The sequence below is a fragment of the Microbacterium sp. GCM10027623 genome (assembly GCF_042666935.1).
Classification (GTDB): Bacteria; Actinomycetota; Actinomycetes; order Actinomycetales; family Microbacteriaceae; genus Microbacterium.
Genome location: NZ_JBHTHE010000003.1, coordinates 53,175 through 75,673, shown reverse-complemented (window position 1 = coordinate 75,673; position 22,499 = coordinate 53,175). Strand labels below are relative to the sequence as shown.

Genomic DNA, 22,499 nt, shown 5'->3' with positions numbered 1-22,499 from the left:
CCGGATCTCTGCGAAATACTGCAGATCTGCGAAGTCACGCGCCCGGGCCTGCCAGGAACTCCTCGATCGCGGCGATCGTGGTCGCGTTGTCGACGTGCAGTTCACCACGGATGCCGACGGCGGCCGCCGCGTCGATCGAGTGACGCCGGTCGTCCACGAAGAAGACATCCTCGGGATGCGCCTGCATCCGCGCGAGCGCCAGCGTGTAGGCGCGCTCGTCCGGTTTGTTGACGCCCTGCTCATGGCTGTAGCAGATCGGGTCGAAGATCTCGGAGAAGCCGTACCTGCGCTCCTCCTCCTCGCGCGCACCGTCCGCGGAGTTGGAGAGGATCGCGAGCGACGCACGGCCTCGCAGCGAGCGCGCGTACTCGATCAGCTCGGAGTTCGCCGTCCCGCAGTAGGCCTCCCAGAAATCCGTCCGCATGACGGCGCGGTCTGCGGGCGTCAGCGCGAGCCTGTCGCCCAGCACCTGCCAGAACTCGTCCGCACGTCCTGAGACGACATCGATCGACGGGAGGCGTCCGCTCACGACGAGCTCATCGATCTCCGCATCCGGAGCACCGGCGTGCTTGCGCCAGCGCCGCCACCAGGCGTCCTGCCAGGTGTCGTCGTCGACGAGTTCCAGCACGCCGCCGACGTCGAACAGGATCCACATCTTGTCGGGCACCCGTTCACCCTAATCGAGTCAATACAGGTTGACAGACGGAAGGCGTCAACCTATATTGACATCATGATCACCCGCACCGCAGCAGCCACCGACCCCGACGGCGAGCCGCTGGCCGAGCTGCACCGACTCACCGGCATCCGCCGGGAGATCGCCCGCGCCGAGGAGGCGCAGGTGCGCCGCGCACGCCTGGCGGGATACTCCTGGCAGGCGATCGCCAGCGCCCTGGGCGTAACCAAGCAGGCGGCGCATAAGAAGTTCGGCAGACAATAGAGACATCCCCGCAACACCTCCCTCAAGAACGAGGTCCTCAATGTCCCGCACGGCGACAGAACGCCGGCGCGGGCGCGGTGCGCAGCAGGATGGCCCGCGCGCCACGTTCCGCCAGCTCCTCCCCTTCCTCTTCGAGCACAAGAAGGTGCTGGTCGCGGTCGCCGCGCTCAGCATCGTCGGCGCCGCAGCCTCTCTGGCGCAGCCCCTGCTCGTCGGCCAGGTCATCGATCGGGTGCAGAAGGATCAGGCGCTCGGATCGCTCGTCTGGCTGCTGATCGGCCTGGTCGTCGTCGCATCGGTGCTCTCCGGCTACCAGCATTACCTGCTGCAGCGCACCGGCACCGCTGTCGTGTACTCCAGCCGTCGACAGCTGATCGCCCGCATCCTGCATCTGCCCATCAGCGAGTTCGATGCCCGCCGCACCGGCGACCTCGTCTCCCGAGTCGGCACCGACACCACGCTGCTGTATGCGGTGCTCACCCAGGGCCTCGCGGATGCCGTCGGCGGCGCGATCCTGTTCGTCGGCGCGCTCATCGCGATGCTCGTCATCGATCCCGTCCTCCTGCTGCTGATCGTCATCGTCATCACCACCTCGGTCGTGGTCGTGGTGCTGCTCAGCGGGCGCATCCGCACCGCATCCGCCGCTCAGCAGCAGAAGGTGGGCGAGCTGGCATCCGGCATCGAGCGCGGCATCTCCAGCATCCGCACCGTGCGCGCCTCCGGCGCGACCGAGCGCGAGACGCGCGCCGTCGACGCCATCGCGGGCGAGGCCTACGGCCTGGGCGTGCGGATCGCGAAGATCTCCTCGATGGTCGTCCCGGTCGCGGGGATCGCCCTGCAGGTCTCGCTGCTCGTGGTGCTCGGAGTGGGAGGGTTCCGAGTGGCCTCCGGCGCGCTGAGCATCGCGTCGCTGGTGACCTTCATCATGTTCCTGTTCATGCTGGTCATGCCGCTCGCCCAGGCCTTCGGCGCCTTCACGTCCGTCAATCAGGCGCTGGGCGCGCTCGGTCGCATCCAGGAGATCCTCGACCTGCCCACCGAGACCGAGAACGACGAGACGGACTCCGCGGCCACCACCGCGCCGGTCGCCGGAGCGCCGGCGATCGAGTTCCGCGATGTGCGGTTCCGGTATCCCGACGACGTGATCGCCGCCCGCGAGGCGGCCGCCAGGGAGGCGCGCACGCTGCTCGCCGAGGCGCACCTCGAACGTGCGGACGAGGTCCCTTCGACCGGCTCGGGGACCCACGATCCCATCGACCGGGACGTGCTGAAGGGCGTGTCGTTCGCTGTACCGCGCGGCGCGCGGGTGGCACTCGTGGGACCGAGCGGTGCCGGCAAGAGCACGATTCTCTCGCTCATCGAGCGCTTCTACGACCCGACCGGCGGCAGCATCCGTCTCGCCGGGCACGACGTGCGCAGGTATCCGCGCGAGCGACTGCGTGCGCAGTTCGGCTACGTCGAGCAGGACGCGCCCACGCTCGCCGGCACGCTGGCGGAGAACCTGCGCCTGGCCGCACCGGATGCCACGGACGCCGACTGCGAACGCGTGCTGCGCTCCGTGAACCTCGGCGACGTGCTCGAGCGCAGTCCACTGGGCCTGCAGGCTCCCGTCGGCGAGGACGGCGTCATGCTCTCGGGCGGCGAGCGCCAGCGCCTCGCCATCGCGCGCGCGCTGCTCACCGAGGCCCCGATCCTGCTGCTGGACGAGTCGACCTCGTCGCTGGACGGCGTGAACGAACAGCGGATGCGCGAGGCGATCGATGCCGCGGCATCCGACCGCACCCTGATCGTGATCGCGCACCGCCTCTCGACCGTGGTCGACAGCGATCTCATCGTCGTGCTGCAGGACGGCCGGGTGATCGGCCAGGGCGCGCACGCCGACCTCGTCGACGAAGTGCCGCTGTACCGCGACCTCGCCCGTCACCAGCTTCTGGTCTGAGAGCCGAGAAGACATCGGGCCCTCCGCAGCCGCGTCAGCCTGCGAGGGGCCCGATGGGCATGAGGGTGCTCAGGCCTGCTCGCAGACCCAGCCGTCGGGATACGCGCCGTCGGCCAGGAAGTCCGCCAGCTCCGCGCGCACGCCCTCGTCCAGATCGGCGTCGGCCCGCGGATACACGATGGGTTCCTCCTTCGTGTTGTGCTCATCCAGCAGGACCAGCAGGTCGCGGCACCTCGCATCGGCGTCACCGCCCGCGGCCACCGTGGCCTCCACGGCATCCATGGCGCGCCACAGCTCGCCGTGCTCGCGCAGCATGACGAACAGCGGCATCATCATCGTGGGCTTCAACGGCGGGAAGAGGAACACCTCCTCCAGGTAGATGTGCCTGCGCAGCGCCAGCATCGCGCCCTGCAGCGCCTGCGGGTCGCCGTCGTCGCCGAGGAACGCCTCGATTCCGAGATCGATGGCGCGATGCTCCGCGGTCAGTGCATCCGCCAGCGCACTGCCCTCACCCATCAGACGTCCCGCTTTCCACCGATGGTCATTCGTGCCGCGATGCTCATGTCGCTCCGATCCCGTCTTTGTCCACAGAGGTGCTATTTATCCACAATAAACCCTGTGGAAAACCTGCCGACAAGAGGGTGAAGAACGCGACGGCAGGATGCCGGGACCACTCAGCCGAGGGTCGTCCCGGACATCCCGCCGCCGCGGGTCCGAGTGCGCGGTCAGCGTGCGGCGTTGAGCCGGTAGCGCAGCGCGTCGAGTTCGCTGCGCAGGGCAGCGGGCAGCCTGCTGCCGAAGATCGCGTAGAACTCCTCCGTCGAGTCGGCCTCCGCGAGCCAGGCGTCGACGTTCACGTCGAAGAGCTCGTCGAGGTCGGCGTCCGTGATCTCCAGTCCGTCCAGGTTGAGGTCCTCGCGACGCGGCAACCGGCCGATCGGGCTGTCCACCGCGCCGACCTCACCCGAGATGCGACGGATGATCCAGTCGATGACGCGCGAGTTGTCTCCGAAGCCCGGCCACAGGAAGCGGCCGTCCTGACCGCGGCGGAACCAGTTCACCTGGAAGATGCGCGGCGCGCGATCGAAGCGCAGCGTGCGACCCACCTTCAGCCAGTGTGCGAAGTAGTCTCCCATGTTGTAGCCGCAGAACGGGAGCATGGCGAACGGGTCGCGCCGCAGCTCACCGACCGTGCCCTCCGCCGCAGCAGTGCGCTCGGAGGAGATGGTCGAGCCGAGGAAGACTCCGTGCGTCCAGTCGGTCGCCTCCACCACCAGCGGGACGTTGCTCGCCCGACGCCCACCGAAGAGGATCACGTCGAGAGGGACGCCTTCCGGCGCCTCCCAGTCGTCGGAGATCTGCGGGCACTGCGCGGCCGACACGGTGAAGCGGGAGTTGGGGTGCGCAGCCGGGCGACCCGACTCCGGCGTCCACGGCTTGCCCTCCCAGTCGATGAGGTTCGCCGGCGGGGTGTCCGTCAGCCCCTCCCACCACACATCGCCATCCGGTCGCAGTGCGACGTTCGTGAAGATCGTGTTGCCCCACAGCGTCTCCACCGCGGTGACGTTGGTGGACTCGCCGGTGCCGGGAGCGACGCCGAAGAAGCCCGCCTCGGGATTCATCGCGTACATCCGACCGTCCTCACCGGGCCGGATCCACACGATGTCGTCGCCGAGAGTGTCGACCTTCCACCCCGGGATGGTGGGCCGCAGCATGGCGAGGTTCGTCTTGCCGCACGCCGACGGGAACGCGGCCGCGACATGGTGCTCCCGTCCCTGCGGATCGGTGACCCGGATGAGCAGCATGTGCTCCGCGAGCCAGCCCTCGTCTCGGGCGATGACCGAGGCGATGCGCAGTGCGAAGCACTTCTTGGCGAGGATCGCATTGCCGCCGTAACCGGATCCGTAGGAGTAGACCTCGAGGGTGTCCGGGAAGTGGACGATGTACTTCTCGTCGTTGCACGGCCACTCGACGTCGGCCTGCCCGGGGCCGAGAGGAGCACCCACCGAGTGCACGGTCTTGACCCACGGCGCGCCTTCGGCGATCCGGCGGGTCACGGCGTCTCCGACACGGGTCATGATGCTGATGGAGGCCACCGCGTAGGCGCTGTCGGTGACCTGCACGCCGATGTGCGAGAGCTTGCCGCCGACCGGTCCCATCGAGAAGGGGATGACGTACATGGTGCGCCCGCGCATCGACCCCTCGAAGACGCGGTCCATCGTCCGGTGCATCTCGGCGGGATCGGCCCAGTTGTTGGTCGGACCGGCGTCTTCCTCGCGCTCGGACGCGATGAAGGTGCGAGCCTCGGTGCGCGCGACGTCGCTGGGGTGCGAGCGGGCCAGGTAGGAGCCGGGACGCCACTCCGGATTGAGCTTGATGAGCTTGCCCTCATCGACCAGTTGCCCCAGGATCATGTTGTTCTCGGCCCGCGAGCCGTCGATCCAGTGGATGCGATCGGGCTGGGTGAGCGCGGCGATGCCGTCCACCCACTCGCGCAGCTCGGCCATCGCCGGCGTGTCGTACGCCGGCATCGCACCGAAGTTGCGCACCGGCGCGACGGAGGGGATCCGGGGGGCGTACGTCTCGACCATGGCCATGTCTGCTCCTTTGAAGGGACTGCGGTGCCTCCATCTTCTGGGATATTTCCAGGCACTTTCGGTGAAACCGGACGAAAAGAACAGACGTTCTTTCGGGTATGCTCAAAGAATGTCGACCAGTGGCCTCGAACTCAGCACACTCGGACACCGCATCCGGCACCACCGCACCACCAAGGGCTTCACGCTCGACGAACTGGGAGCCCGAGTCGGCATCGCCGGTTCGCAGCTGAGCCTGATCGAGAACGGCAAGCGGGAGCCGAAGCTCTCCCTGCTGCAGGCGATCGCCTCGGCCTGCGGCACCGATGTCGCCGACCTCATCTCCGGCGAGCCGCCGAACAAGCGGGCAGCACTGGAGATCGAACTCGACCGCGCCCAGGCGAGCCCCGTGTTCCGCCAGCTCGGCATCGCACCGGTCAGGGTGTCGAAGAGCATGAGCGACGAGACCATCGAGGCGGTGCTCGGCCTGCATCGCGAGCTGCATCGTCGCGAGCGGGAGGCGATCGCCACCCCCGAAGAGGCGCGTCGTGCCAACACCGAGCTGCGGCTGACGATGCGCGGCAAGTCGAACTACCTGCCTCAGATCGAGGCTCTCGCCGAGAAGCATCTGAAGGCGTCGGGTCACGTCTCCGGAGCGCTCACGCACCGCACGGTGAGCATCATGGCCGAGAAGCTCGGCTTCGAGCTGATCTACGTCGACGACCTGCCGCACTCGACCCGGTCGGTCACCGACCTCGAGAACGGCCGCATCTACCTGCCGCCCGCATCCATCCCGGGCGGGCACGGGCTGCGCTCGATGGCGCTGCAGGCGATGGCGCATCGCATCTTGGGCCATACCCGTCCCACCGACTACGCCGACTTCCTGCAGCAGCGGCTGGAGATCAACTACTTCGCCGCCTGCTGCCTGATTCCGGAGACCGCCGGCGTCGCGTTCCTGCAGCAGGCGAAGAAGGACCGCAACCTCGCCGTCGAGGACTTCCGTGACGCGTTCGGCGTCACCCACGAGGCCGCGGCCATGCGCATGACCAATCTGATGACGCACCACCTCGATATGCGACTGCACTTCCTGCGCGTGGACGAGAACGGCGCCATCACCCGGGTGTACGAGAACGACGACCTGCCGCTGCCGATGGATGTCACCGGATCGGTCGAGGGGCAGCCGGCCTGCCGGCGGTTCTCCGCTCGCGCGGCGTTCGAGCAGCGCAACCGCACCACGGAGCACTACCAGTACACCGACACCCCGTCGGGCACTTTCTGGTGCGCGACGCAGACCGGCTCGGGGGGCGACGGCGGCTTCTCGATCACGGTCGGGGTGCCCTTCGACGACGCGCGCTGGTGGCGCGGGCGCGAGACGTCGCACCGAGCCCAGTCGACCTGCCCCGACGAGGCATGCTGCCGCAGAGCATCCGCAGACGTCTCGCAGCGCTGGGAGGGTCGCGCCTGGCCGAGCGCACGGGTGCACACGCACATGTTCTCGCCACTCCCCCGCGGCGCTTTCCCCGGCGTCGACGACAACGAGGTCTACGCCTTCCTCGACCGGCACGCCGGCCAGTAGCATCCGCTCAGCGCGGACGGACGGTGAGCGTCTGCGACGATGTGCCGAGCGGCCCCGACGCGTCACTGACCACCGACTCCGTCAGGCCGATGCCGTCTGCGCCGAACGACACCGAGGTGTCCAGCCCGAACCAGTCGCCGGCCGGCTCGCGGAAGATGCTCGCCGTGAGGTCGACGTTGGGGTAGAGCGCCTCCTCGGGTGCGACGCGCGTGGCGATGCCGTTCGCGAAATCCAGCATCCCCAGCATCCTGGCCCGTGACGAGACGGCCTCGCCCTCGAGCAGCGGATGCTGCGGTCGGATCCAGCAGCGTGCACGACCGCTGCCGGCAGCCTCGCGCCTGGCGTCGATCGACCGGATGGCGCCGCCGGCCCAGACCTCGGCTGCGGACCACGGTGCGAACGACTCGCGGCCGGGCATGGGCGGCAGCGGGCTGCCCTGGATCGCCGAGGTGTCGGCCTGCTGCAGCAGCCACGCCCGCAGAGTGACGGCCGGTCGTCCCGCGTGACTCAGCACCGCCTCCACGAGCTCGATCGTGCGCCCCCGGCGCACGATCCGTGTGGAGGTGTCGAAGGCATCCATCGGGATGACGCCCAGGATGTCGTAGCCCGCGCGGGCGATCACCAGCGGGGATCCGGGGCGACGCGCGGCGTGGTCGATCTCGACCAGGTGCGCGAGCAGGCCCAGCACGGGCGCGATGTGCAGCTCATCGGGGTTCCAGGCCCCGCCGACGTGCTCGGTGGGCTCGAACGCGGTCTCGGACAGACGCAGGAAATAGGTCGACACGCCCCTCATTCTGTCAAGCCGCGATGCCCCTTCGTGTCGCGTGGTGGTCTCAGCCGTCGACGAAGTGCGCGAACCTCGCGAGGGCGGATGCCACCGCATCCGGATCCTGCGGCTCCTCGCCGAACAGACTGGGCGGCTCATGCCGGGCGGCGTCGGCATGCGCCCAGGTGCCGATGACGCTGCCCCGGTGCACGAGCACGGGACGCACCATGCCGTTCTTACCCGGCCCGACGGCTGCGAGCCTCTCCGGTGCGCCGACGGGAGTGCGGTCGGCGTAGGAGATGTAGTACTCGTCGAAGGCGGGCAGCGCGAAGACCTGGGGTGCTCGCGGCGCACGTCTGGGCGTCGCCGCGGTGGTGAACAGCTCATGGTCCACCTCGACGAGCCGTTCCCGCGACCGTTCCGCGGCCTCGCGCGCGGAGGCCAGGGTCAGCCCCGACCACCAGGCGAAGTCAGCGGCCCCCGCAGGACCATGCCCGTCGATGTATCGCACGAACAGCTCGGCGAGTGGATCGTCAGGCGCGGGGGACTCCGGAACCCAGTCCTCGACCAGCACGAACCGCTGGTCGCGTGCCACGCCCGCACGAACCGGGTCGATCGGCCCCTGGCAGATCTCCCCGGCGACGGTGAGTGCGAACAGCAGGTGGATGCCGCGCTGCCCTCGCGGGTCGGTTCCCGCCCTCTCGAGGAGAGCGAAGGCCTCGGCCCTGGTGCATCCGCCGTCACGCAGCGCCGGGCGCAGCGCCCGCGAGGCCGTGGACAGCATCGGAGCATCGACACCGAGATCCCGGTGTCGCCCCGCCGCCTGCTGCCGCTGCCGGTCGGCCGTGACCGAGAGCACCCAGGACAGGTCGCGTGCCGGGATGATGTGCAGCGTGCCGCGCATGGTCCACGCGCGCACCAGATCGCCCCGTGCGAATGCGGCATCCACTCGCGAGAGAGTCGGTGCACCCCTGGAGCGCACGCCGAGCGCCCAGCGTCCCGCCAGAAGATCCTGACTCTGCACGGCCAGCATGTGCCGAGCCGCGTCGGTCACCGTCGCGGCAGGCGCCGTGAGCCGATGCGATCGCAGACGTCGATCCAGCAGGGCGTGCGGAGTCATGGGCCCATTCTGGGGGCATCCACCGACATCCGCCGCCCAGCCCGGTCAGGCGCGCAGCGTGACCTCGCGACGGGTCGGCAGCACGACAGGGTGCGATCCCGCCATCACCTCGAGCACGCGCACCACCTGGCACGAGTAGCCGTATTCGTTGTCGTACCAGACGTACAGCACCACATCGCGGTCGTTCGCGATCGTCGCCAGCCCGTCGACGATCCCTGCGCGGTGCGAGCCGACGAAGTCACTGGAGACCACCTCGGGCGACTCGATGTAGTCGATCTGCTGGCGCAGCTTGGAGTGCAGCGACGCGCGCCGCAGGTAGTCGTTGAGCTCGTCCTTGGTGGCGGGATTCTCCAGCGTCAGATGCAGCACGGCCAGCGACACGTCCGGCGTGGGGACGCGGATCGCGGAACCGGTGAGCTTGCCCGCCAGCTGCGGCAGCGCCCGGGCGACGGCCTTGGCCGCGCCGGTCTCGGCGATGACCATGTTCAGCACGGCGGAGCGCCCGCGCCGATCGCCGCGGTGGAAGTTGTCGATGAGGTTCTGATCGTTGGTGAACGAGTGCACCGTCTCGACGTGACCTCGCACGATGCCGTACGCCTCGTCCATCGCGGCCAGCACGGGGGTGATCGCATTGGTGGTGCAGGATGCCGCGGAGACGATGCGATCATCGGCCGCGATGGTCGAGTCGTTGATGCCGTGCACGATGTTCTTCAGCTCGCCCTTGCCTGGTGCCGTCAGCAGCACGCGCGCGACGCCCGTCGAATCGAGGTGCCTGCTCAGGCCGGCCTCGTCGCGCCAGCGGCCGGTGTTGTCGACGACGATCGCATCCCGGATGCCGTACGCGGTGTAGTCGATCGTGCCGGGGTCGTCGGAGTAGATCACCTGGATCCTGGTGCCGTTGGCGATGATCTGCGAGCGCTCGGCGTCGACGTCCACGGTGCCTTCGAAGCGTCCGTGCACGGAGTCGCGCAGCAGCAGTGAAGCCCGCTTGACGAGGTCGTTCTCCGCGCCCTTGCGCACGACGATGGCGCGCAGGCGCAGTCCGCTGCCGCCGCCCTTGTGGGCGATGATGATGCGGGCCAGCAGCCGGCCGATCCGGCCGAACCCGTAGAGCACGATGTCCACCGGGTCGGCGAGTTCGGCGCCCAGTGCGGGCTCGAGCTCCTCCCGCAGGTACTCCCGCAGGTCTCCGCCCTGGGCGGCGTGGCCTTCGGCCAGGCGCGCGACGTCCAGCGACGCGGCGCCGGGGCCGATCTCGCGCAGCGCCTCGAGCACGGACAGCGTGTCGGTGAGGGCGAGATGACGGTGGCCCAGCTGCGCCACCCGGTCGTGCACCTCCAGGATTCCGGTGGTCGAGAGCCCGAGCAGCCGATGCCCGTGCAGCGACGTGACGACGTCGTGCTCCCGGTTCAGGCCGCCGATCAGCGGGATCATCCGCTCGGCGAGCTCTTCCTTGACATGCCAGTCATCGTGGTGGGTCGCGACGTGTTCCATGTGCGTCCTTGCAGGGGTGATCGAGCGCCGGCGCGGGTGGCGGCGCGGCTGATGAGGGACGGATCCGCCCGGTTTCCAGGCTATCCGGGCGCATCCGCGGCTCGAGCGTTCTGCGCCCTGTCACGGATGCCGAAATGCGGCTTTCTTGACACCGCTGAAAGAACTGTCGGGTGCGGCCGCGCGGTCGGCGCGGATCACCGTGCCGGATAGCCTGAGACCATGAGCCACACGATTCTCGCCCGTGCCGTCCTGCTCGACATGGACGGCACCCTCGTCGACTCCACAGCGGTGGTCGAGCGACTGTGGCTGAAGTGGGCCGAACCGCACCGCCTGGACCCGCAGCGCGTCCTCGAGGTCGTGCACGGCCGGCAGGGGCATCAGAGCATGGCGATCCTGCTGCCCGAGCGGGATCATGCCATCAACCTGGTCGAGAATCAGGAGATGCTGGACCGTGAGAGCGGCGATGTCGAGGGCGTCGTCGCCATCGGCGGAGCGCAGGAGCTGCTGGCGGCGCTGGAGAAGCATCCGCATGCCCTCGTCACGTCGGCGAACGTCGCACTGATGACGGCCCGGATGGATGCCGCAGGCCTCACGGTTCCGCAACTCGCGGTCACGGCGGAGAGCGTGACGGCGTCGAAGCCGCATCCGGAGGGCTTCCTGAAGGCCGCATCCCTGCTGGGCGTCGATCCGGCCGATTGCGTGGTGTTCGAGGACTCACCCGCGGGCATCCAGGCCGGGCTGGCCGCAGGGATGACGGTGATCGGCGTCGGCCCACTGGCTTCGGCTCATGCCCCGACCTACGCGGTCGACGACCTGACGTCGATCGCGATCGTCGAGCGACCGGACGGGTTCGAGCTGACCATCGGCTGAGGGTGCCTCATCCCGCCAACGCTGCGATCTCGGAGGATGTGATCGTCGTGTACGGAGCATCTTCCGGACTCACCGCAGTGAACGATTCGTCGCCGGACGAGACATAAGCACCCGCCGAAGCGCCGAGGATGGTGAAGGTGCCCTCGAGACCGTCACGGGTGAACAGCAGGTACTTCCGCGACACCTGGAGCGGCACCTCTTCCGAGACGTTGGTCTGGATGATAAGGACCTCGTCGCCGGGCCGCGCGTCGCCCCGGTGCACCTTGGCGATGCGAAAGGTGACGGCAGTCGCCTCGATGCCGTCGGCTTCGCCCAGCGCCTTCTGCTTGTCGTCCGCAGACAGGCCGAGCACCGGATTCTGCTCCGGTGTCTCGCCCGTGTATCGAGGGATGAGAACGCTGCTCTCTACGGCGACCGACACGCCCTCGATGATCAGCGTCGCCTCGGAGAGCAGGCTCGCGCGATCGTAGTGCGGATAGTCTGCCGACGACTGTGCCGGTGCTCCACAGCCTGACAGGATCAGCACGGCCAGACCCGGACCCCACATGAACTTCCACCGACTCATCGGGGACTCCCCTCTTCCGCGTCTGGCCCGATCCAACCACAAACGGCGGGAACGCACCGGCTCTCAGTCGTACTCGAAACCCTCCAAGATCTGCGGTGCGTGTGGAGCGGATCGACGTGGTGCGGATCTGCGGCGCACTGAAGGATGCTCCTACTCCCGCGTCCACTCCCCGGTTCCCCCGTCACCCGACAGCCATGTGGCCGGCTCATCGGCGAAACTGATGGCCTCGGTCACCCAATACGTCTCACCCGGGCTCCAGCCCGCGATGACGGACGCGGCGGCGCCGCCCGCCGGGATCGCCGTGCCTGCGGCTGCCAGGTAGGCGCCGATCTGCAGGTGCACGGCGTCGTAGTGCTCAGCGACAGCGGCCCAATCCGGGAGCACCCACTGCCCGATGCGCCCGGTGGTGCGATACCAGTCGTGCCGCCTGAGCGCGGTCACCGCACTCGGGAATCGTGCGCACAGCTCACCCCACGCCTCGGCGCAGTCGATCTCGAACACCCGGGCACGTGAGGAAACCGAAGCCGAGTACGCGAGGCCTCGCTCCCAGCCCAGACTGTCCTCGACGAACCACAGTGCCGCGGGACTGCCATCGAAAGTCGCGCCATTGGTCGAAGGCGTCGGCCAGCCGGGCGTCGACCACCACTCACCGCTCATATTGGCTGTCGGGTCGGCTGGCCGGTCACGCTGCGCACGCCGTTCCTGTTCGATCTGCTCGGCCTGGATTCGGCGTAGCTCCGCCATCGACAGCGCCGTCGGTGGCCCGATACGCGGCTCGTCCCACCGTACCGACCATTGGTGGCGCACATCGATCGGACGCCACCACGACGACACTGTCGGCGCGACGTGCTCTGCGACGCGTTCCAGTGCCGCGCGGACTTCGGCAGTCGCCGCCACCTGGTCGGTGCCGTCTGGCTCCTGCCAGTACCTGGCCATGTCCACCGAACGGGCCATCGCCGCACGCAATCGCGTCGGGCTCGCCTCTGCGAGTGACGTCTCTGACAGCAACCGCGCCACCTCGTCGGGCGTCGCCGGGGCGCGCTCCTTCGGGCGTGGTCCGACGCCGATCCAGATGGTGGTTCCCGGCGGTTCGAACGTGCGCACCGCGGAAGAGACGGCCCCGGCCAGCAGCATTCGGCCGACGTCATTCGGCCCTTCAGATTCCAGGGCGATCTCCAGCAGCATCCGCCGCCCACGCGGACCGGCGAGCAGAGCATCCACACATTGCATCCGGTTCACACTCGCTATTCAACCGTGATCAGTCCCGGCTGAAGTCCTCGAAGATCAGCGTCGTGCGCGTCGAGCGGATCGACGGGATGGCCTGGATGTCCTCGAGCACGATGCGTCGCAGGTCACGGGCATCGCTCGCGCGCACCAGCAAGATGACGTCGAAGTCCCCGCCGACCAGCGCCATGTGCTCCACCTCGGGAATCGCCCGCAGTCGCGCCTGCACCTCCTGCCAGGTGGCCTGCTCGATGGCGAGCATCACGTACGCGGAGGCGTGGTGGCCGAGTTGCACCGGGTCGGTGCGTACGGTGTAGCCGGTGATGACACCGGCATCCGTGAGCCTCTTGATGCGGGCATGCACTCCCGCGCGGGAGATATGCGCTGCATCCGCCATCGCCGTCATGGAAGTGCGCGCGTCGCGGCGCAACGCGTCGAGGATGGCGCGGTCCGTCGCGTCCAGAACCGTCATGCGAACTCCTTCGTTCCGTCAGCCCGTGCTGACACTTCGTGCACTCACTGCCGAGAATAGCGGCAATCGTCCACTCTCCGGCCTCAGCCATTGGACGATTGATGATCAGACGGCATCCTGAGGGTATCTGTTCGGCAAGGAGGGCGAACCATGCGGCATGACGAACTGCTCCCCCGCGACACCCCGGTGGTGCTCATCGACGAGACGGGCGCGGCCGTCGTCGACGACGGCTACCCGATGCCGGATGCCGATGTCCTCCTGCGGGCGTACCGCGGACTCGTCGAGGGCCGGCGCATCAACGAGCAGGCCTACGCCCTCGTGCGGCAGGGCCGTATGGCGGTCTACCCGTCCTCTCACGGGCAGGAGGCCTGCCAGGTGGCGGCCTCGCTCGTGCTCCGGGAGGGCGACTGGCTCTTCCCCACCTACCGCGACTCCGTCGCGGTCATCGCCCGCGGAGTCGCCCCGGCGGATGCCATGGTGCTGCTGAAGGGCGACTGGCACTCCGGATACGATCCCGCCGAGCACCGCGTCGCCCCGCAGGCGACGCCGCTGGCGACCCAGCTGCTGCACGCCGTCGGCTTCGCCTACGCGGCCAAGCGCCGTGGCGAGGACACCGTGGTGCTGGCGCTGTGCGGCGATGGGGCGACCAGCGAGGGCGACTTCCATGAGGCGCTGAACTTCGCGGCGGTGTTCCACGTTCCGGTGGTCTTCTTCATCCAGAACAACGAGTTCGCGATCTCAGTGCCGCTATCGAAGCAGACGGCCGCCCCCTCCCTGGCGCACAAGGCGATCGGCTACGGCATGCCGGGGCAGCGCGTCGACGGCAACGACGCGGCGGCCGTGCTGTCGGTGCTCGGCGAGGCGGTCGGGCGCGCACGCGCCGGTGGCGGTCCTTCGCTGGTGGAGGCGCACACGTACCGCATGCAGGCTCACACCAACGCCGACGACGACACCCGCTACCGCGAACGCGACGAGGTGAAGGCGTGGGCGGCACGCGACCCGCTCACTCGGATGCGCACTCACCTGATCGCACAGGGACTCCTCGACGACGAAGTGGAGAAGCAGCTCGCAGACGGATCCGAGCAGATCGCGTCGGCCCTGCGCGACGCGCTGAATGCGGATGCCGAACTCGACCCCGAGGACCTCTTCCGTTTCGTGACCTCCGAGCGCTCTCCGCAGCTCGAGGAGCAGTGGCAGCTGCTGAACAGCGAGATCGGCCGAGCATCCCTCGGCAGCACGGAGCTCACCCACGCAGGAGGTCACCGATGACCATCGCACACGACGACACGCGCCTCGACGCCGCCCGCCCCGTGGTCGGAACGATGACGATGGCCGCCGCGCTCAACCGCGCCCTCGCCGACGCCATCGCCGAGGATCCTGAGGTGGTCGTCTTCGGCGAGGACGTGGGAGCCCTCGGCGGGGTGTTCCGCATCACCGACGGGCTGGCCCAGCGATTCGGCGAGGACCGCTGCTTCGACACCCCGCTGGCGGAGTCCGGGATCGTCGGCACCGCCGTCGGAATGGCCATGAACGGCATGCGTCCGGTCGTCGAGATGCAGTTCGACGCCTTCGCGCTGCCCGCGTTCGAGCAGGTCGTCAGCCACGTCGCCAAGCTCGGCAACCGCACGCGGGGTGCCGTCCGGATGCCGATCGTCATCCGCATCCCGTTCGGCGGCGGCATCGGCGGGGTCGAGCACCACTGCGACTCGTCCGAGGCCTACTACGCGCACACTCCCGGCTTGACGGTCGTCGCACCGTCGACCCCTCAGGACGCGTACTCGATGCTGCGCGCGGCGATCGCCTCCCCCGATCCGGTCGTGTTCCTGGAACCGAAGAAGCTGTACTGGTCGACGGGCGAGGTCGACACCTCCGTCACCGCGGACCTCGGCACGGCGCGCGTCGCCCGCGAGGGCACGGACGTCACCGTGCTCGCGTACGCGGCCATGGTGCCCGTCGCCCTGGAGGCCGCCGAGATCGCCGCCTCCGAAGGGCGCAGCGTGCAGGTCATCGACATCCGCAGTCTGTCGCCCTTCGACGATGCGACCGTCACCGCGGCCGTGAAGTCGACGGGGCGCGCAGTGGTCGTGGCAGAGGCACCCGGGTACGTCAGCGTCGCGAGCGAGATCCAGGCCCGCGTCTTCGAGCGCTGCTTCGAGTACCTCGAGGCACCGGTGCGCCGCGTGACCGGCTTCGACACGCCGTTCGCTCCCCCGAAGCTCGAGCACTGGTACCTCCCGGATGCCGATCGCATCCTGGACGCCATCGACTCGCTGCACTGGGATGACGACACCGTCGAGGGGGCCGGGCGATGACGACCACGACCGCACGGGTGTTCCGTCTGCCCGATCTCGGCGAAGGCCTCACCGAGGCGGGTCTGGTGCAGTGGCTGGTGCAGGTCGGCGACACCATCGCCACCGACCAGGCCATCGCGGAGGTCGAGACCGCGAAGAGCATCGTCGAGCTTCCCTCCCCGTTCGCCGGGGTCATCACCGCGCTGCACGGCGAGCCCGGGGACACGATCCCGGTCGGCGCGCCGGTGCTGGAGGTGGCCGGTGACACTGCGGACGACGATGCCAGGGGCTCCTCGGACGAGCAGGATGCCGTTGCGGTCGACACCACGGAGAAGGAGGCCTACCGCACCGAGGAGCGCGCCGGGTCGGGCAACGTCCTGATCGGCTACGGCACCACCGAGCGCACCGCCTCCGGCCGCCGCCGCCCCCGCGCCACCCTCTCGCCCACACCCTCCCTCGCCGTGTCACCGGCCACCTCCCCGGCGCCGGTCGCGGTGCGGTCGCCGCTGGTGCGCAGGCTCGCGCGCGACCTCGGCGTGGATGTGCAGACCATCACCGGGACCGGTGCCGACGGCGCGATCACCCGCGGCGACGTGCTGCGCGCGGCGGTCGACAGCGCCGTGGACGGCGTCGGCACGAGCACGACACCGGCATCCGCTCCGGCTGCCGCCGGCGATGCGGTCGACGGACTCACCGTGCTCTCCCGCGAGCGCATGAGCCCGTTGCGCCAGGCGGTGAGTGCGACGCTGTCGCGCAGTCGCGCCGAGATCCCCGAGGCGACCGTCTGGGTCGACGTCGACGCCACCGAGCTGTGGGAACTGCGCGCGCGGATGGCGCCGGCAGACGGCAGGGCTCCCTCGCTGACGGCCCTGCTCTGCCGGTTCGCGCTGATCGCTCTGGACGAGTACCCGCTGCTGGCCTCGCGGCTCAGCGATGACGCCGGCGAGATCATCGGATTCGACGGCGTGAATCTCGGCATCGCCGCCGACACCGCACGAGGGCTGATGGTGCCCGTCATCCCGCGGGCGCACGAGCTCACCGTGGAGCAGCTGGATGCCGCGCTGCGCGAACTCGCCGAGACCGCGCGAGCGGGTCGCACGCCCCCCGAGCGCCTGCGCGGTTCGACGTTCACGCTGAACAACTACGGCGGATTCGGCGTCGACGGCTCGGCGCCCATCATCAACCATCCCGACGTGGCGATGCTCGGCATCGGACGCATCATGGAGCGGCCCTGGGTGGTCGACGGCGCGATCGTCGTGCGGCGCATCGCGCAGCTGTCACTGGTGTTCGATCACCGGGTCTGCGACGGCGGCTACGCGGCAGGTTTCCTGCGCCGCGTGGTGGAGCTCATCGAGCATCCGCTGCGCGCCTACGGACGGATCCGGTGACCATGAGCGACAGGACAGCAGCATGACCGAGGCCTACCTCGTCGACGGTGTCCGCACCCCGGTCGGACGCTACGGGGGCGCGCTCTCCGGCGTGCGCCCGGACGACCTCGCAGCGCTCGTGGTCGGGGAGACCGTCGAGCGCTCCGGCGTGCCGCACGACGCGATCGACGAGGTCATCCTGGGTGCGGCGAACCAGGCCGGCGAGGACAACCGCAACGTCGCGCGCATGGCCGTGCTGCTGGCCGGCCTGCCCGACACGCTCCCCGGCATCACGGTGAACCGGCTCTGCGCATCGGGCATGTCGGCGATCGCGATCGCCTCACAGGCCATCCGCGCCGGCGACGCGGACGTCATCGTCGCCGGCGGCGTCGAGTCCATGTCCCGCGCGCCGTGGGTGCAGGCCAAACCCGAGCGCGCCTGGGCGAAGCCCGGCGCTGCCTTCGACACGTCGATCGGCTGGCGGTTCGCGAACCCGAAACTCCTCGCCCGCGACAAGGCCACCTTCTCCATGCCGGAGACGGCAGAGGAGGTCGCCCGCCTCGACAGGATCACCAGGGCGGATGCCGACGCGTTCGCCCTGCGCAGTCACCAGCGGGCGGTCGCGGCGATCGACGCCGGGCGGCTGGCGGCCGAGATCGTCGCCGTGCAGACCGCTCGCGGGCTCGTCGACACCGACGAAGGACCCCGCCGCGACACCTCGCTCGAGGCGCTCGCGAAGCTGCGTCCGGTCGTCGCGGGCGGCGAGGTCGTGACGGCCGGCAACGCCAGTTCGCTCAACGACGGCGCCTCGGCGATCGTCGTGGCCGGTGCGGATGCCGTGCAGCGTCACGGCCTGCGTGCCCGCGCGCGCATCATCGCGACGGCCACGGCAGCCCTCGCGCCCGAGGTCATGGGCCTCGGCCCGGTGCCCGCCACGGAGAAGGCGCTGCGGAAGGCGGGTCTCACGGCCGCGGACCTCGGCGCGGTGGAGCTCAACGAGGCGTTCGCGACGCAGTCGCTGGCCAGCATCCGTCGCCTGGGTCTGGACCCCGCGATCGTCAACGCCGACGGCGGGGCCATCGCTCTCGGGCATCCGCTGGGATCCAGCGGGTCCCGGCTGATCGTCACCCTGCTGCGCCGGCTGGAGGCCACCGAAGCCCGGTACGGCCTCGCGACCATGTGCGTCGGCGTCGGCCAGGGGACCGCGATGATCGTGGAGCGGATCGATGGCTGAGGCCCTGCTCCTCGAGCGGCGCGCGGACCGCGTCGTCGCGACCCTGAACCGCCCTGCCGTGCGCAACGCGATCGATCAGGCCATGGTGGACGAGCTGCACGCGCTCTGCGAGCAGCTCGAGAAGGCTCCGCACATGCTGATCCTCATCGGCGCCGACGGGGTCTTCGCCTCGGGCGCCGACATCGGTCAGCTGCGCGAGCGCACCGCCGACGACGCCCGCAAGGGCATCAACTCCACGGTTTTCCGGCGCATCCGTTCCCTTCCGATGCCCGTGATCGCGGCGGTCGACGGCTACGCGCTGGGCGGCGGAGCCGAGCTCGCCTACGCGGCCGACATCCGCATCGGCACGCACCGGGTTCGCTTCGGGAACCCCGAGACGGGTCTCGGCATCATCGCCGCAGCCGGCGCCACCTGGCGGCTGCCCGAGATCGTCGGGCACGCGCGTGCCAGCGAACTCCTGCTCACCGGGCGCATGGTCGACGCCGAGGAGGCGCTCGCCTGGGGACTGGTGTCCTCGCTGCACGAGCCCGCCGCCCTGCTCGACGCGGCGCACGCGCTGGCCGACAGGATCGGGGCGAACGGACGCCGGGCGACACAGCTCACCAAACTGGCCCTTCTGGCCGCTCCAGACCAGCATCCGGCGATCGAGCTCGAGGTCCAGGCCGAGCTGTTCGACAGCGATGAGAAGCACCGCCGGATGACCGCCTTCCTGGATCGTTCCTCGAGGCGCGCTGACAGGGAGACGAATCGATGACCGTACCGACGACCGTCGGCGTGCTCGGCGGAGGGCGCATGGGCGCCGGCATCGCACACGCCTTCCTGCTCGCCGGCGCGCGGGTGCAGCTCGTCGAACGCGATGAACCGTCGGCGGATGCTGCGCGCGAGCGCGTGCTGGCCAGCATCGCCACCTCGGTGAAACGCGGCGACCTCGCCGATGCGACGGCGGCGACGGCCGCCCTCAGCGTCGGCACCGACGTAACCGCCTTCTCAGGTGCGGGTCTCGTCATCGAAGCCGTGCCCGAGGACCGGGACCTCAAGGTCGACGCCCTCACGCGCATCGAAGCCGTCCTCGCGGAGGACGCCGTGGTGGCGTCCAACACCTCTTCCATCTCGATCGATGCGCTCGCGGCCCCCCTCACCCGACCGCAGCGCTTCCTCGGCCTGCACTTCTTCAACCCGGTCCCGGCGTCGAAGCTCGTGGAGCTCGTCGTGGGCTCCGGTACCGAAGACGTGGTGGTCGCTGACGCGCGCGGCTGGGTCGCCGCGCTCGGGAAGACGCCGGTGGTCGTCCGCGACTCCCCCGGGTTCGCGTCCAGCCGACTGGGCGTGATGCTCGGCCTGGAAGCGATCCGGATGCTGGAGGAGGGCGTCGCCGACGCCGCCGACATCGACGCCGCCATGGAGCTCGGCTATCGGCATCCCATGGGTCCGCTGCGCACCACGGATGTGGTGGGACTCGACGTGCGCCTCGGCATCGCCGAGGAGCTCGCCCGGGAGCTCGGGCCGCGGTTCGAGCCGCCGGCCCTCCTGCGGCAGCTGGTGGCGGACGGAAAGCTGGGCCGCAAGAGCGGCGAGGGATTCTTCATGTGGAACGAGGAGCGATGAACGACTATCTGCCGAGCTATGTCCAGGGCGCCTGGTGGACACCGGCCGCGGGCGCGCAGGCCACCGAGGTGCGCGATGCCTCCACCGGCGCGGTGATCACCCGCGTCTCGACGGAGGGCCTCGATCTCGCGGGCGCTCTCGAGTACGCGCGGACGGTCGGTCAGACGAGCCTCGCCGCGCTCACCTTCCACCAGCGCGCCGTGCTGCTGAAGCAGTTCGCGCTCGCGCTGACCGAGCGCAAGGACGAGCTCTACGCGGTGTCGGCGCGAGCGGGCGCGACCAAGGCGGACTCCTGGGTGGACGTCGACGGCGGCATCGGCGTGCTGTTCGCCTACTCCGGCAAGGGCCGCCGCGAGCTGCCCAACAGTCAGGTGTACGTCGACGGCGCTGTGGAGCAGCTGTCGAAGGACGGATCCTTCCTCGGCCGCCACGTCTACACGACCCTGCCGGGCGTGGCCGTGCAGATCAACGCCTTCAACTTCCCGGTCTGGGGTTCGCTGGAGAAGTTCGCCCCGGCGTTCCTGGCCGGCATGCCCACGCTCGTCAAGCCCGCCACCCCGACCGGGTATCTGGCGGAGGCGATGGTGCGCATCCTCGTCGAATCGGAGCTGTTGCCCGAGGGTGCGCTGCAGCTGGTCAGCGGCAGCGTGCCCGACCTGTTCGAGCATCTGCGCCTGGGTGACCTGGTCGGGTTCACGGGCAGCGCCTCCACCGCCGAGTCGCTGCGACGGCATCCGTCCGTGCAGACCCGCGGGGTGCGCTTCACCGCCGAGACGGACTCGATCAACGCGTCGGTGCTGGGCACGGATGCCGTCGCCGGCACCCCCGAGTTCGATGCGTACGTGCGCCAGCTGGTGACCGAGATGACGTCGAAGGCCGGGCAGAAGTGCACCGCCATCCGTCGGGCGATCGTGCCGACGGGATCGGCGGATGCCGTGATCGAGGCCGTGCAGGCGCGCATCGCCGAGAAGACGGTGCTCGGCGACCCTCGTGCGGAAGGCGTGACGATGGGGCCACTGGCATCGCTCGCGCAGCGCGACGAGGTGCTGCGGCAGGTGCGTGCGCTGCAGGACGCCGGCGGGCAGGTCGTGGTCGGCACCACGGATGCGCCCGAGGTGCGCCTCGCCGACGGCACCACGGCATCCGCACCCGACGGCGCCTTCGTCGCCCCCGTGCTGCTGCGCTTCGACAACGCCCAGGCGGATGCCGTGCACGGCGTCGAGGCGTTCGGTCCGGTGTCGTCGCTGCTGACCTACGACACCACCGACGAGGCGGCCGCGCTGGTCAACCGCGGCGGCGGGTCGCTGGTGACGAGCATCGCCACGCATGACGCCGCGCAGGCCGTGGAGCTCGCCACGCGGATCGCGCCGTTCAACGGACGGATGCTGCTGCTCGACCGCGACGACGCACGCAGCTCCACCGGGCACGGCTCACCGCTTCCCGGGCTCGTGCACGGCGGCCCCGGTCGGGCCGGCGGCGGCGAGGAGCTCGGCGGCATCCGCGCTGTGCTGCACCACATGCAGCGCACGGCCGTGCAGGGTTCGCCCGAGATGCTCACCGCACTGACCGGCGTCTGGCACGCCGGCGCGGCCGCGCGGGCCGGCGACCGGCATCCGTTCCGCAAGTCACTGGCGGAACTCCGCATCGGCGACCAGATCGTGTCCGGCTCGCGGGAGGTGACGCTGGAGGACATCGAGACCTTCGCGCACTTCACCGGCGACACGTTCTACGCCCACATGGACGAGGTGTCCGCCGCCGCGAACCCGTTCTTCCCCGGCCGCGTCGCGCACGGCTATCTGCTGGTGTCCTGGGCGGCCGGGCTGTTCGTCGACCCCGAGCCCGGCCCGGTGCTCGCCAACTACGGGCTGGAGAACCTGCGCTTCATCACACCGGTGTCGCCCGGCGACAGCATCCGGGTGGAGCTGACCGCCAAGCAGATCACGCCGCGCGAGACCGACGAGTACGGAGAGGTGCGCTGGGATGCCGTCATCCGCAACCAGGAGGACGAGCTCGTCGCGACCTATGACGTGCTCACCCTCGTGACCAAGGAACCGATCGCCGCATGAGGGAGATGATGCGGCGCGATCAGGCTTCGGCGATGCTCGGCATGGTGGTCGAGCTCGACGAGCCGGGGCACGCGGTCGTGTCGATGACCGTGCGGGAGGACATGCTGAACGGGTTCGCGATCACGCACGGCGGGCTGGTGTTCGCCCTGGCCGACACGGCGTTCGCGATCGCCTGCAACGAGGACGAGCGCGTCACCGTCGCCGGCGGTGCGGACATCACATTCCTGAAGTCGACGGGTGTCGGTCAGAAGCTCACCGCGACCGCCGTCCGCCGTGTCGTCAGCGGCCGCAGCGGGCTCTACGACATCACGGTGACCGATGAGACCGGCGATGCCGTCGCCGAGGTGCGCGGGCGCTCTCTCACCACCAACCGGGCACCGTCCTGACGCCACGGGAGCGA

At 69.7% G+C, this 22,499-nt stretch carries 21 protein-coding genes; 12 read left to right on the top strand and 9 right to left on the bottom strand.

What is annotated here, in order from left to right; all coding sequences use genetic code 11:
* Positions 1 to 34 precede the first annotated feature (34 nt).
* On the bottom strand, positions 35 to 667 hold the full coding sequence (locus tag ACFQY2_RS12760; protein WP_378746238.1) for an HAD-IA family hydrolase: 633 nt from the start codon (positions 665 to 667) through the stop codon (positions 35 to 37).
* A 63-nt stretch (positions 668 to 730) separates the two neighbouring features.
* Between ACFQY2_RS12760 and ACFQY2_RS12755 the strand changes: the two genes are divergently transcribed.
* Together ACFQY2_RS12755 and ACFQY2_RS12750 are read left to right on the top strand one after the other, a co-directional pair.
* The gene (locus ACFQY2_RS12755) at positions 731 to 937 is read left to right on the top strand and encodes an AsnC family protein (protein ID WP_378746237.1); all 207 of its coding nucleotides are present in this window, start codon (positions 731 to 733) and stop codon (positions 935 to 937) included.
* Positions 938 to 977: 40 nt separating this feature from the next.
* The gene (locus ACFQY2_RS12750) at positions 978 to 2,876 is read left to right on the top strand and encodes an ABC transporter ATP-binding protein (RefSeq protein WP_378746236.1); all 1,899 of its coding nucleotides are present in this window, start codon (positions 978 to 980) and stop codon (positions 2,874 to 2,876) included.
* Positions 2,877 to 2,945: 69 nt separating this feature from the next.
* Here ACFQY2_RS12750 and ACFQY2_RS12745 read toward each other — a convergent pair whose 3' ends face one another.
* Positions 2,946 to 3,392 (bottom strand): hemerythrin domain-containing protein, encoded by a 447-nt coding sequence (locus tag ACFQY2_RS12745; protein ID WP_378746234.1) that lies wholly within the window; start codon positions 3,390 to 3,392, stop codon positions 2,946 to 2,948.
* Positions 3,393 to 3,601: 209 nt separating this feature from the next.
* Positions 3,602 to 5,407 carry a phosphoenolpyruvate carboxykinase (GTP) gene (locus tag ACFQY2_RS12740; RefSeq protein WP_378746781.1) on the bottom strand — a complete coding sequence of 602 codons (1,806 nt, stop codon included), beginning with the start codon at positions 5,405 to 5,407 and terminating at the stop codon, positions 3,602 to 3,604.
* Between the two features lie 175 nt (positions 5,408 to 5,582).
* Here ACFQY2_RS12740 and ACFQY2_RS12735 point away from each other — a divergent pair, with 175 nt between their 5' ends.
* Positions 5,583 to 7,025 carry a helix-turn-helix domain-containing protein gene (locus ACFQY2_RS12735; protein WP_378746233.1) on the top strand — a complete coding sequence of 481 codons (1,443 nt, stop codon included), beginning with the start codon at positions 5,583 to 5,585 and terminating at the stop codon, positions 7,023 to 7,025.
* A gap of 7 nt (positions 7,026 to 7,032) precedes the next feature.
* Here the strand turns inward: ACFQY2_RS12735 and ACFQY2_RS12730 are convergent, their stop codons facing one another.
* The 3 genes from ACFQY2_RS12730 to ACFQY2_RS12720 are packed head-to-tail and all read right to left on the bottom strand — an operon-like array spanning position 7,033 to position 10,405.
* Positions 7,033 to 7,809, bottom strand: a complete 777-nt coding sequence (locus ACFQY2_RS12730; RefSeq protein WP_378746232.1) for a thioesterase family protein — start codon at positions 7,807 to 7,809, stop codon at positions 7,033 to 7,035.
* Positions 7,810 to 7,858: 49 nt separating this feature from the next.
* Complete coding sequence (locus ACFQY2_RS12725) at positions 7,859 to 8,911, bottom strand: winged helix DNA-binding domain-containing protein (protein WP_378746231.1); 1,053 nt, start codon at positions 8,909 to 8,911, stop codon at positions 7,859 to 7,861.
* A gap of 45 nt (positions 8,912 to 8,956) precedes the next feature.
* On the bottom strand, positions 8,957 to 10,405 hold the full coding sequence (locus tag ACFQY2_RS12720) for a glyceraldehyde-3-phosphate dehydrogenase (RefSeq protein WP_378746230.1): 1,449 nt from the start codon (positions 10,403 to 10,405) through the stop codon (positions 8,957 to 8,959).
* A 219-nt stretch (positions 10,406 to 10,624) separates the two neighbouring features.
* Between ACFQY2_RS12720 and ACFQY2_RS12715 the strand changes: the two genes are divergently transcribed.
* Positions 10,625 to 11,275, top strand: a complete 651-nt coding sequence (locus tag ACFQY2_RS12715; RefSeq protein ID WP_378746229.1) for an HAD-IA family hydrolase — start codon at positions 10,625 to 10,627, stop codon at positions 11,273 to 11,275.
* Between the two features lie 7 nt (positions 11,276 to 11,282).
* Here ACFQY2_RS12715 and ACFQY2_RS12710 read toward each other — a convergent pair whose 3' ends face one another.
* The 3 genes from ACFQY2_RS12710 to ACFQY2_RS12700 all read right to left on the bottom strand — a co-directional run bounded on the left by ACFQY2_RS12710 (position 11,283) and on the right by ACFQY2_RS12700 (position 13,536).
* Complete coding sequence (locus ACFQY2_RS12710; protein WP_378746228.1) at positions 11,283 to 11,840, bottom strand: hypothetical protein; 558 nt, start codon at positions 11,838 to 11,840, stop codon at positions 11,283 to 11,285.
* Positions 11,841 to 11,990: 150 nt separating this feature from the next.
* Positions 11,991 to 13,061, bottom strand: a complete 1,071-nt coding sequence (locus ACFQY2_RS12705) for a hypothetical protein (protein ID WP_378746227.1) — start codon at positions 13,059 to 13,061, stop codon at positions 11,991 to 11,993.
* A 37-nt stretch (positions 13,062 to 13,098) separates the two neighbouring features.
* Positions 13,099 to 13,536, bottom strand: coding sequence for an Lrp/AsnC family transcriptional regulator (locus tag ACFQY2_RS12700; RefSeq protein ID WP_378746226.1), 438 nt, complete (start codon positions 13,534 to 13,536; stop codon positions 13,099 to 13,101).
* A gap of 150 nt (positions 13,537 to 13,686) precedes the next feature.
* Here ACFQY2_RS12700 and pdhA point away from each other — a divergent pair, with 150 nt between their 5' ends.
* From pdhA to paaI, 8 genes are read left to right on the top strand one after another with little or no spacing between them, the layout of a single operon-like run.
* A complete protein-coding gene (gene pdhA / locus ACFQY2_RS12695; protein ID WP_378746225.1) occupies positions 13,687 to 14,805 on the top strand; it encodes a pyruvate dehydrogenase (acetyl-transferring) E1 component subunit alpha in 1,119 nt (372 codons plus the stop codon).
* Positions 14,802 to 15,848 (top strand): alpha-ketoacid dehydrogenase subunit beta, encoded by a 1,047-nt coding sequence (locus tag ACFQY2_RS12690; protein WP_378746223.1) that lies wholly within the window; start codon positions 14,802 to 14,804, stop codon positions 15,846 to 15,848. Before pdhA ends, ACFQY2_RS12690 begins: the two co-directional genes overlap by 4 nt.
* On the top strand, positions 15,845 to 17,215 hold the full coding sequence (locus ACFQY2_RS12685; protein WP_378746222.1) for a dihydrolipoamide acetyltransferase family protein: 1,371 nt from the start codon (positions 15,845 to 15,847) through the stop codon (positions 17,213 to 17,215). The genes ACFQY2_RS12690 and ACFQY2_RS12685 overlap by 4 nt, the downstream gene beginning before the upstream one ends.
* Positions 17,216 to 17,237: 22 nt before the next feature.
* Complete coding sequence (locus ACFQY2_RS12680; RefSeq protein ID WP_378746221.1) at positions 17,238 to 18,428, top strand: thiolase family protein; 1,191 nt, start codon at positions 17,238 to 17,240, stop codon at positions 18,426 to 18,428.
* Positions 18,421 to 19,182, top strand: a complete 762-nt coding sequence (locus ACFQY2_RS12675) for an enoyl-CoA hydratase/isomerase family protein (RefSeq protein WP_378746220.1) — start codon at positions 18,421 to 18,423, stop codon at positions 19,180 to 19,182. The genes ACFQY2_RS12680 and ACFQY2_RS12675 overlap by 8 nt, the downstream gene beginning before the upstream one ends.
* Positions 19,179 to 20,033 carry a 3-hydroxyacyl-CoA dehydrogenase family protein gene (locus ACFQY2_RS12670; protein ID WP_378746219.1) on the top strand — a complete coding sequence of 285 codons (855 nt, stop codon included), beginning with the start codon at positions 19,179 to 19,181 and terminating at the stop codon, positions 20,031 to 20,033. The genes ACFQY2_RS12675 and ACFQY2_RS12670 overlap by 4 nt, the downstream gene beginning before the upstream one ends.
* Positions 20,030 to 22,099, top strand: a complete 2,070-nt coding sequence (gene paaZ / locus ACFQY2_RS12665; RefSeq protein WP_378746218.1) for a phenylacetic acid degradation bifunctional protein PaaZ — start codon at positions 20,030 to 20,032, stop codon at positions 22,097 to 22,099. The genes ACFQY2_RS12670 and paaZ overlap by 4 nt, the downstream gene beginning before the upstream one ends.
* Positions 22,096 to 22,485: a hydroxyphenylacetyl-CoA thioesterase PaaI gene (gene paaI / locus ACFQY2_RS12660; RefSeq protein WP_378746217.1), complete on the top strand. Its 390-nt coding sequence runs from the start codon at positions 22,096 to 22,098 to the stop codon at positions 22,483 to 22,485. Before paaZ ends, paaI begins: the two co-directional genes overlap by 4 nt.
* Positions 22,486 to 22,499: the final 14 nt, after the last annotated feature.

Bases quoted from the DNA above. Each gene is read 5' to 3' on its own strand.
- ACFQY2_RS12755 (WP_378746237.1), top strand. From the start codon at position 731: ATGATCACCCGCACCGCAGCAGCCACCGACCCCGACGGCGAGCCGCTG.
- ACFQY2_RS12750 (WP_378746236.1), top strand. From the start codon at position 978: ATGTCCCGCACGGCGACAGAACGCCGGCGCGGGCGCGGTGCGCAGCAG.
- ACFQY2_RS12745 (WP_378746234.1), bottom strand. From the start codon at position 3,392: ATGGGTGAGGGCAGTGCGCTGGCGGATGCACTGACCGCGGAGCATCGC.
- ACFQY2_RS12740 (WP_378746781.1), bottom strand. From the start codon at position 5,407: ATGCCGGCGTACGACACGCCGGCGATGGCCGAGCTGCGCGAGTGGGTG.
- ACFQY2_RS12735 (WP_378746233.1), top strand. From the start codon at position 5,583: ATGTCGACCAGTGGCCTCGAACTCAGCACACTCGGACACCGCATCCGG.
- ACFQY2_RS12725 (WP_378746231.1), bottom strand. From the start codon at position 8,911: ATGACTCCGCACGCCCTGCTGGATCGACGTCTGCGATCGCATCGGCTC.
- ACFQY2_RS12720 (WP_378746230.1), bottom strand. From the start codon at position 10,405: ATGGAACACGTCGCGACCCACCACGATGACTGGCATGTCAAGGAAGAG.
- ACFQY2_RS12715 (WP_378746229.1), top strand. From the start codon at position 10,625: ATGAGCCACACGATTCTCGCCCGTGCCGTCCTGCTCGACATGGACGGC.
- ACFQY2_RS12710 (WP_378746228.1), bottom strand. From the start codon at position 11,840: ATGAGTCGGTGGAAGTTCATGTGGGGTCCGGGTCTGGCCGTGCTGATC.
- ACFQY2_RS12700 (WP_378746226.1), bottom strand. From the start codon at position 13,536: ATGACGGTTCTGGACGCGACGGACCGCGCCATCCTCGACGCGTTGCGC.
- pdhA (WP_378746225.1), top strand. From the start codon at position 13,687: ATGCGGCATGACGAACTGCTCCCCCGCGACACCCCGGTGGTGCTCATC.
- ACFQY2_RS12690 (WP_378746223.1), top strand. From the start codon at position 14,802: ATGACCATCGCACACGACGACACGCGCCTCGACGCCGCCCGCCCCGTG.
- ACFQY2_RS12685 (WP_378746222.1), top strand. From the start codon at position 15,845: ATGACGACCACGACCGCACGGGTGTTCCGTCTGCCCGATCTCGGCGAA.
- ACFQY2_RS12680 (WP_378746221.1), top strand. From the start codon at position 17,238: ATGACCGAGGCCTACCTCGTCGACGGTGTCCGCACCCCGGTCGGACGC.
- ACFQY2_RS12675 (WP_378746220.1), top strand. From the start codon at position 18,421: ATGGCTGAGGCCCTGCTCCTCGAGCGGCGCGCGGACCGCGTCGTCGCG.
- ACFQY2_RS12670 (WP_378746219.1), top strand. From the start codon at position 19,179: ATGACCGTACCGACGACCGTCGGCGTGCTCGGCGGAGGGCGCATGGGC.
- paaZ (WP_378746218.1), top strand. From the start codon at position 20,030: ATGAACGACTATCTGCCGAGCTATGTCCAGGGCGCCTGGTGGACACCG.
- paaI (WP_378746217.1), top strand. From the start codon at position 22,096: ATGAGGGAGATGATGCGGCGCGATCAGGCTTCGGCGATGCTCGGCATG.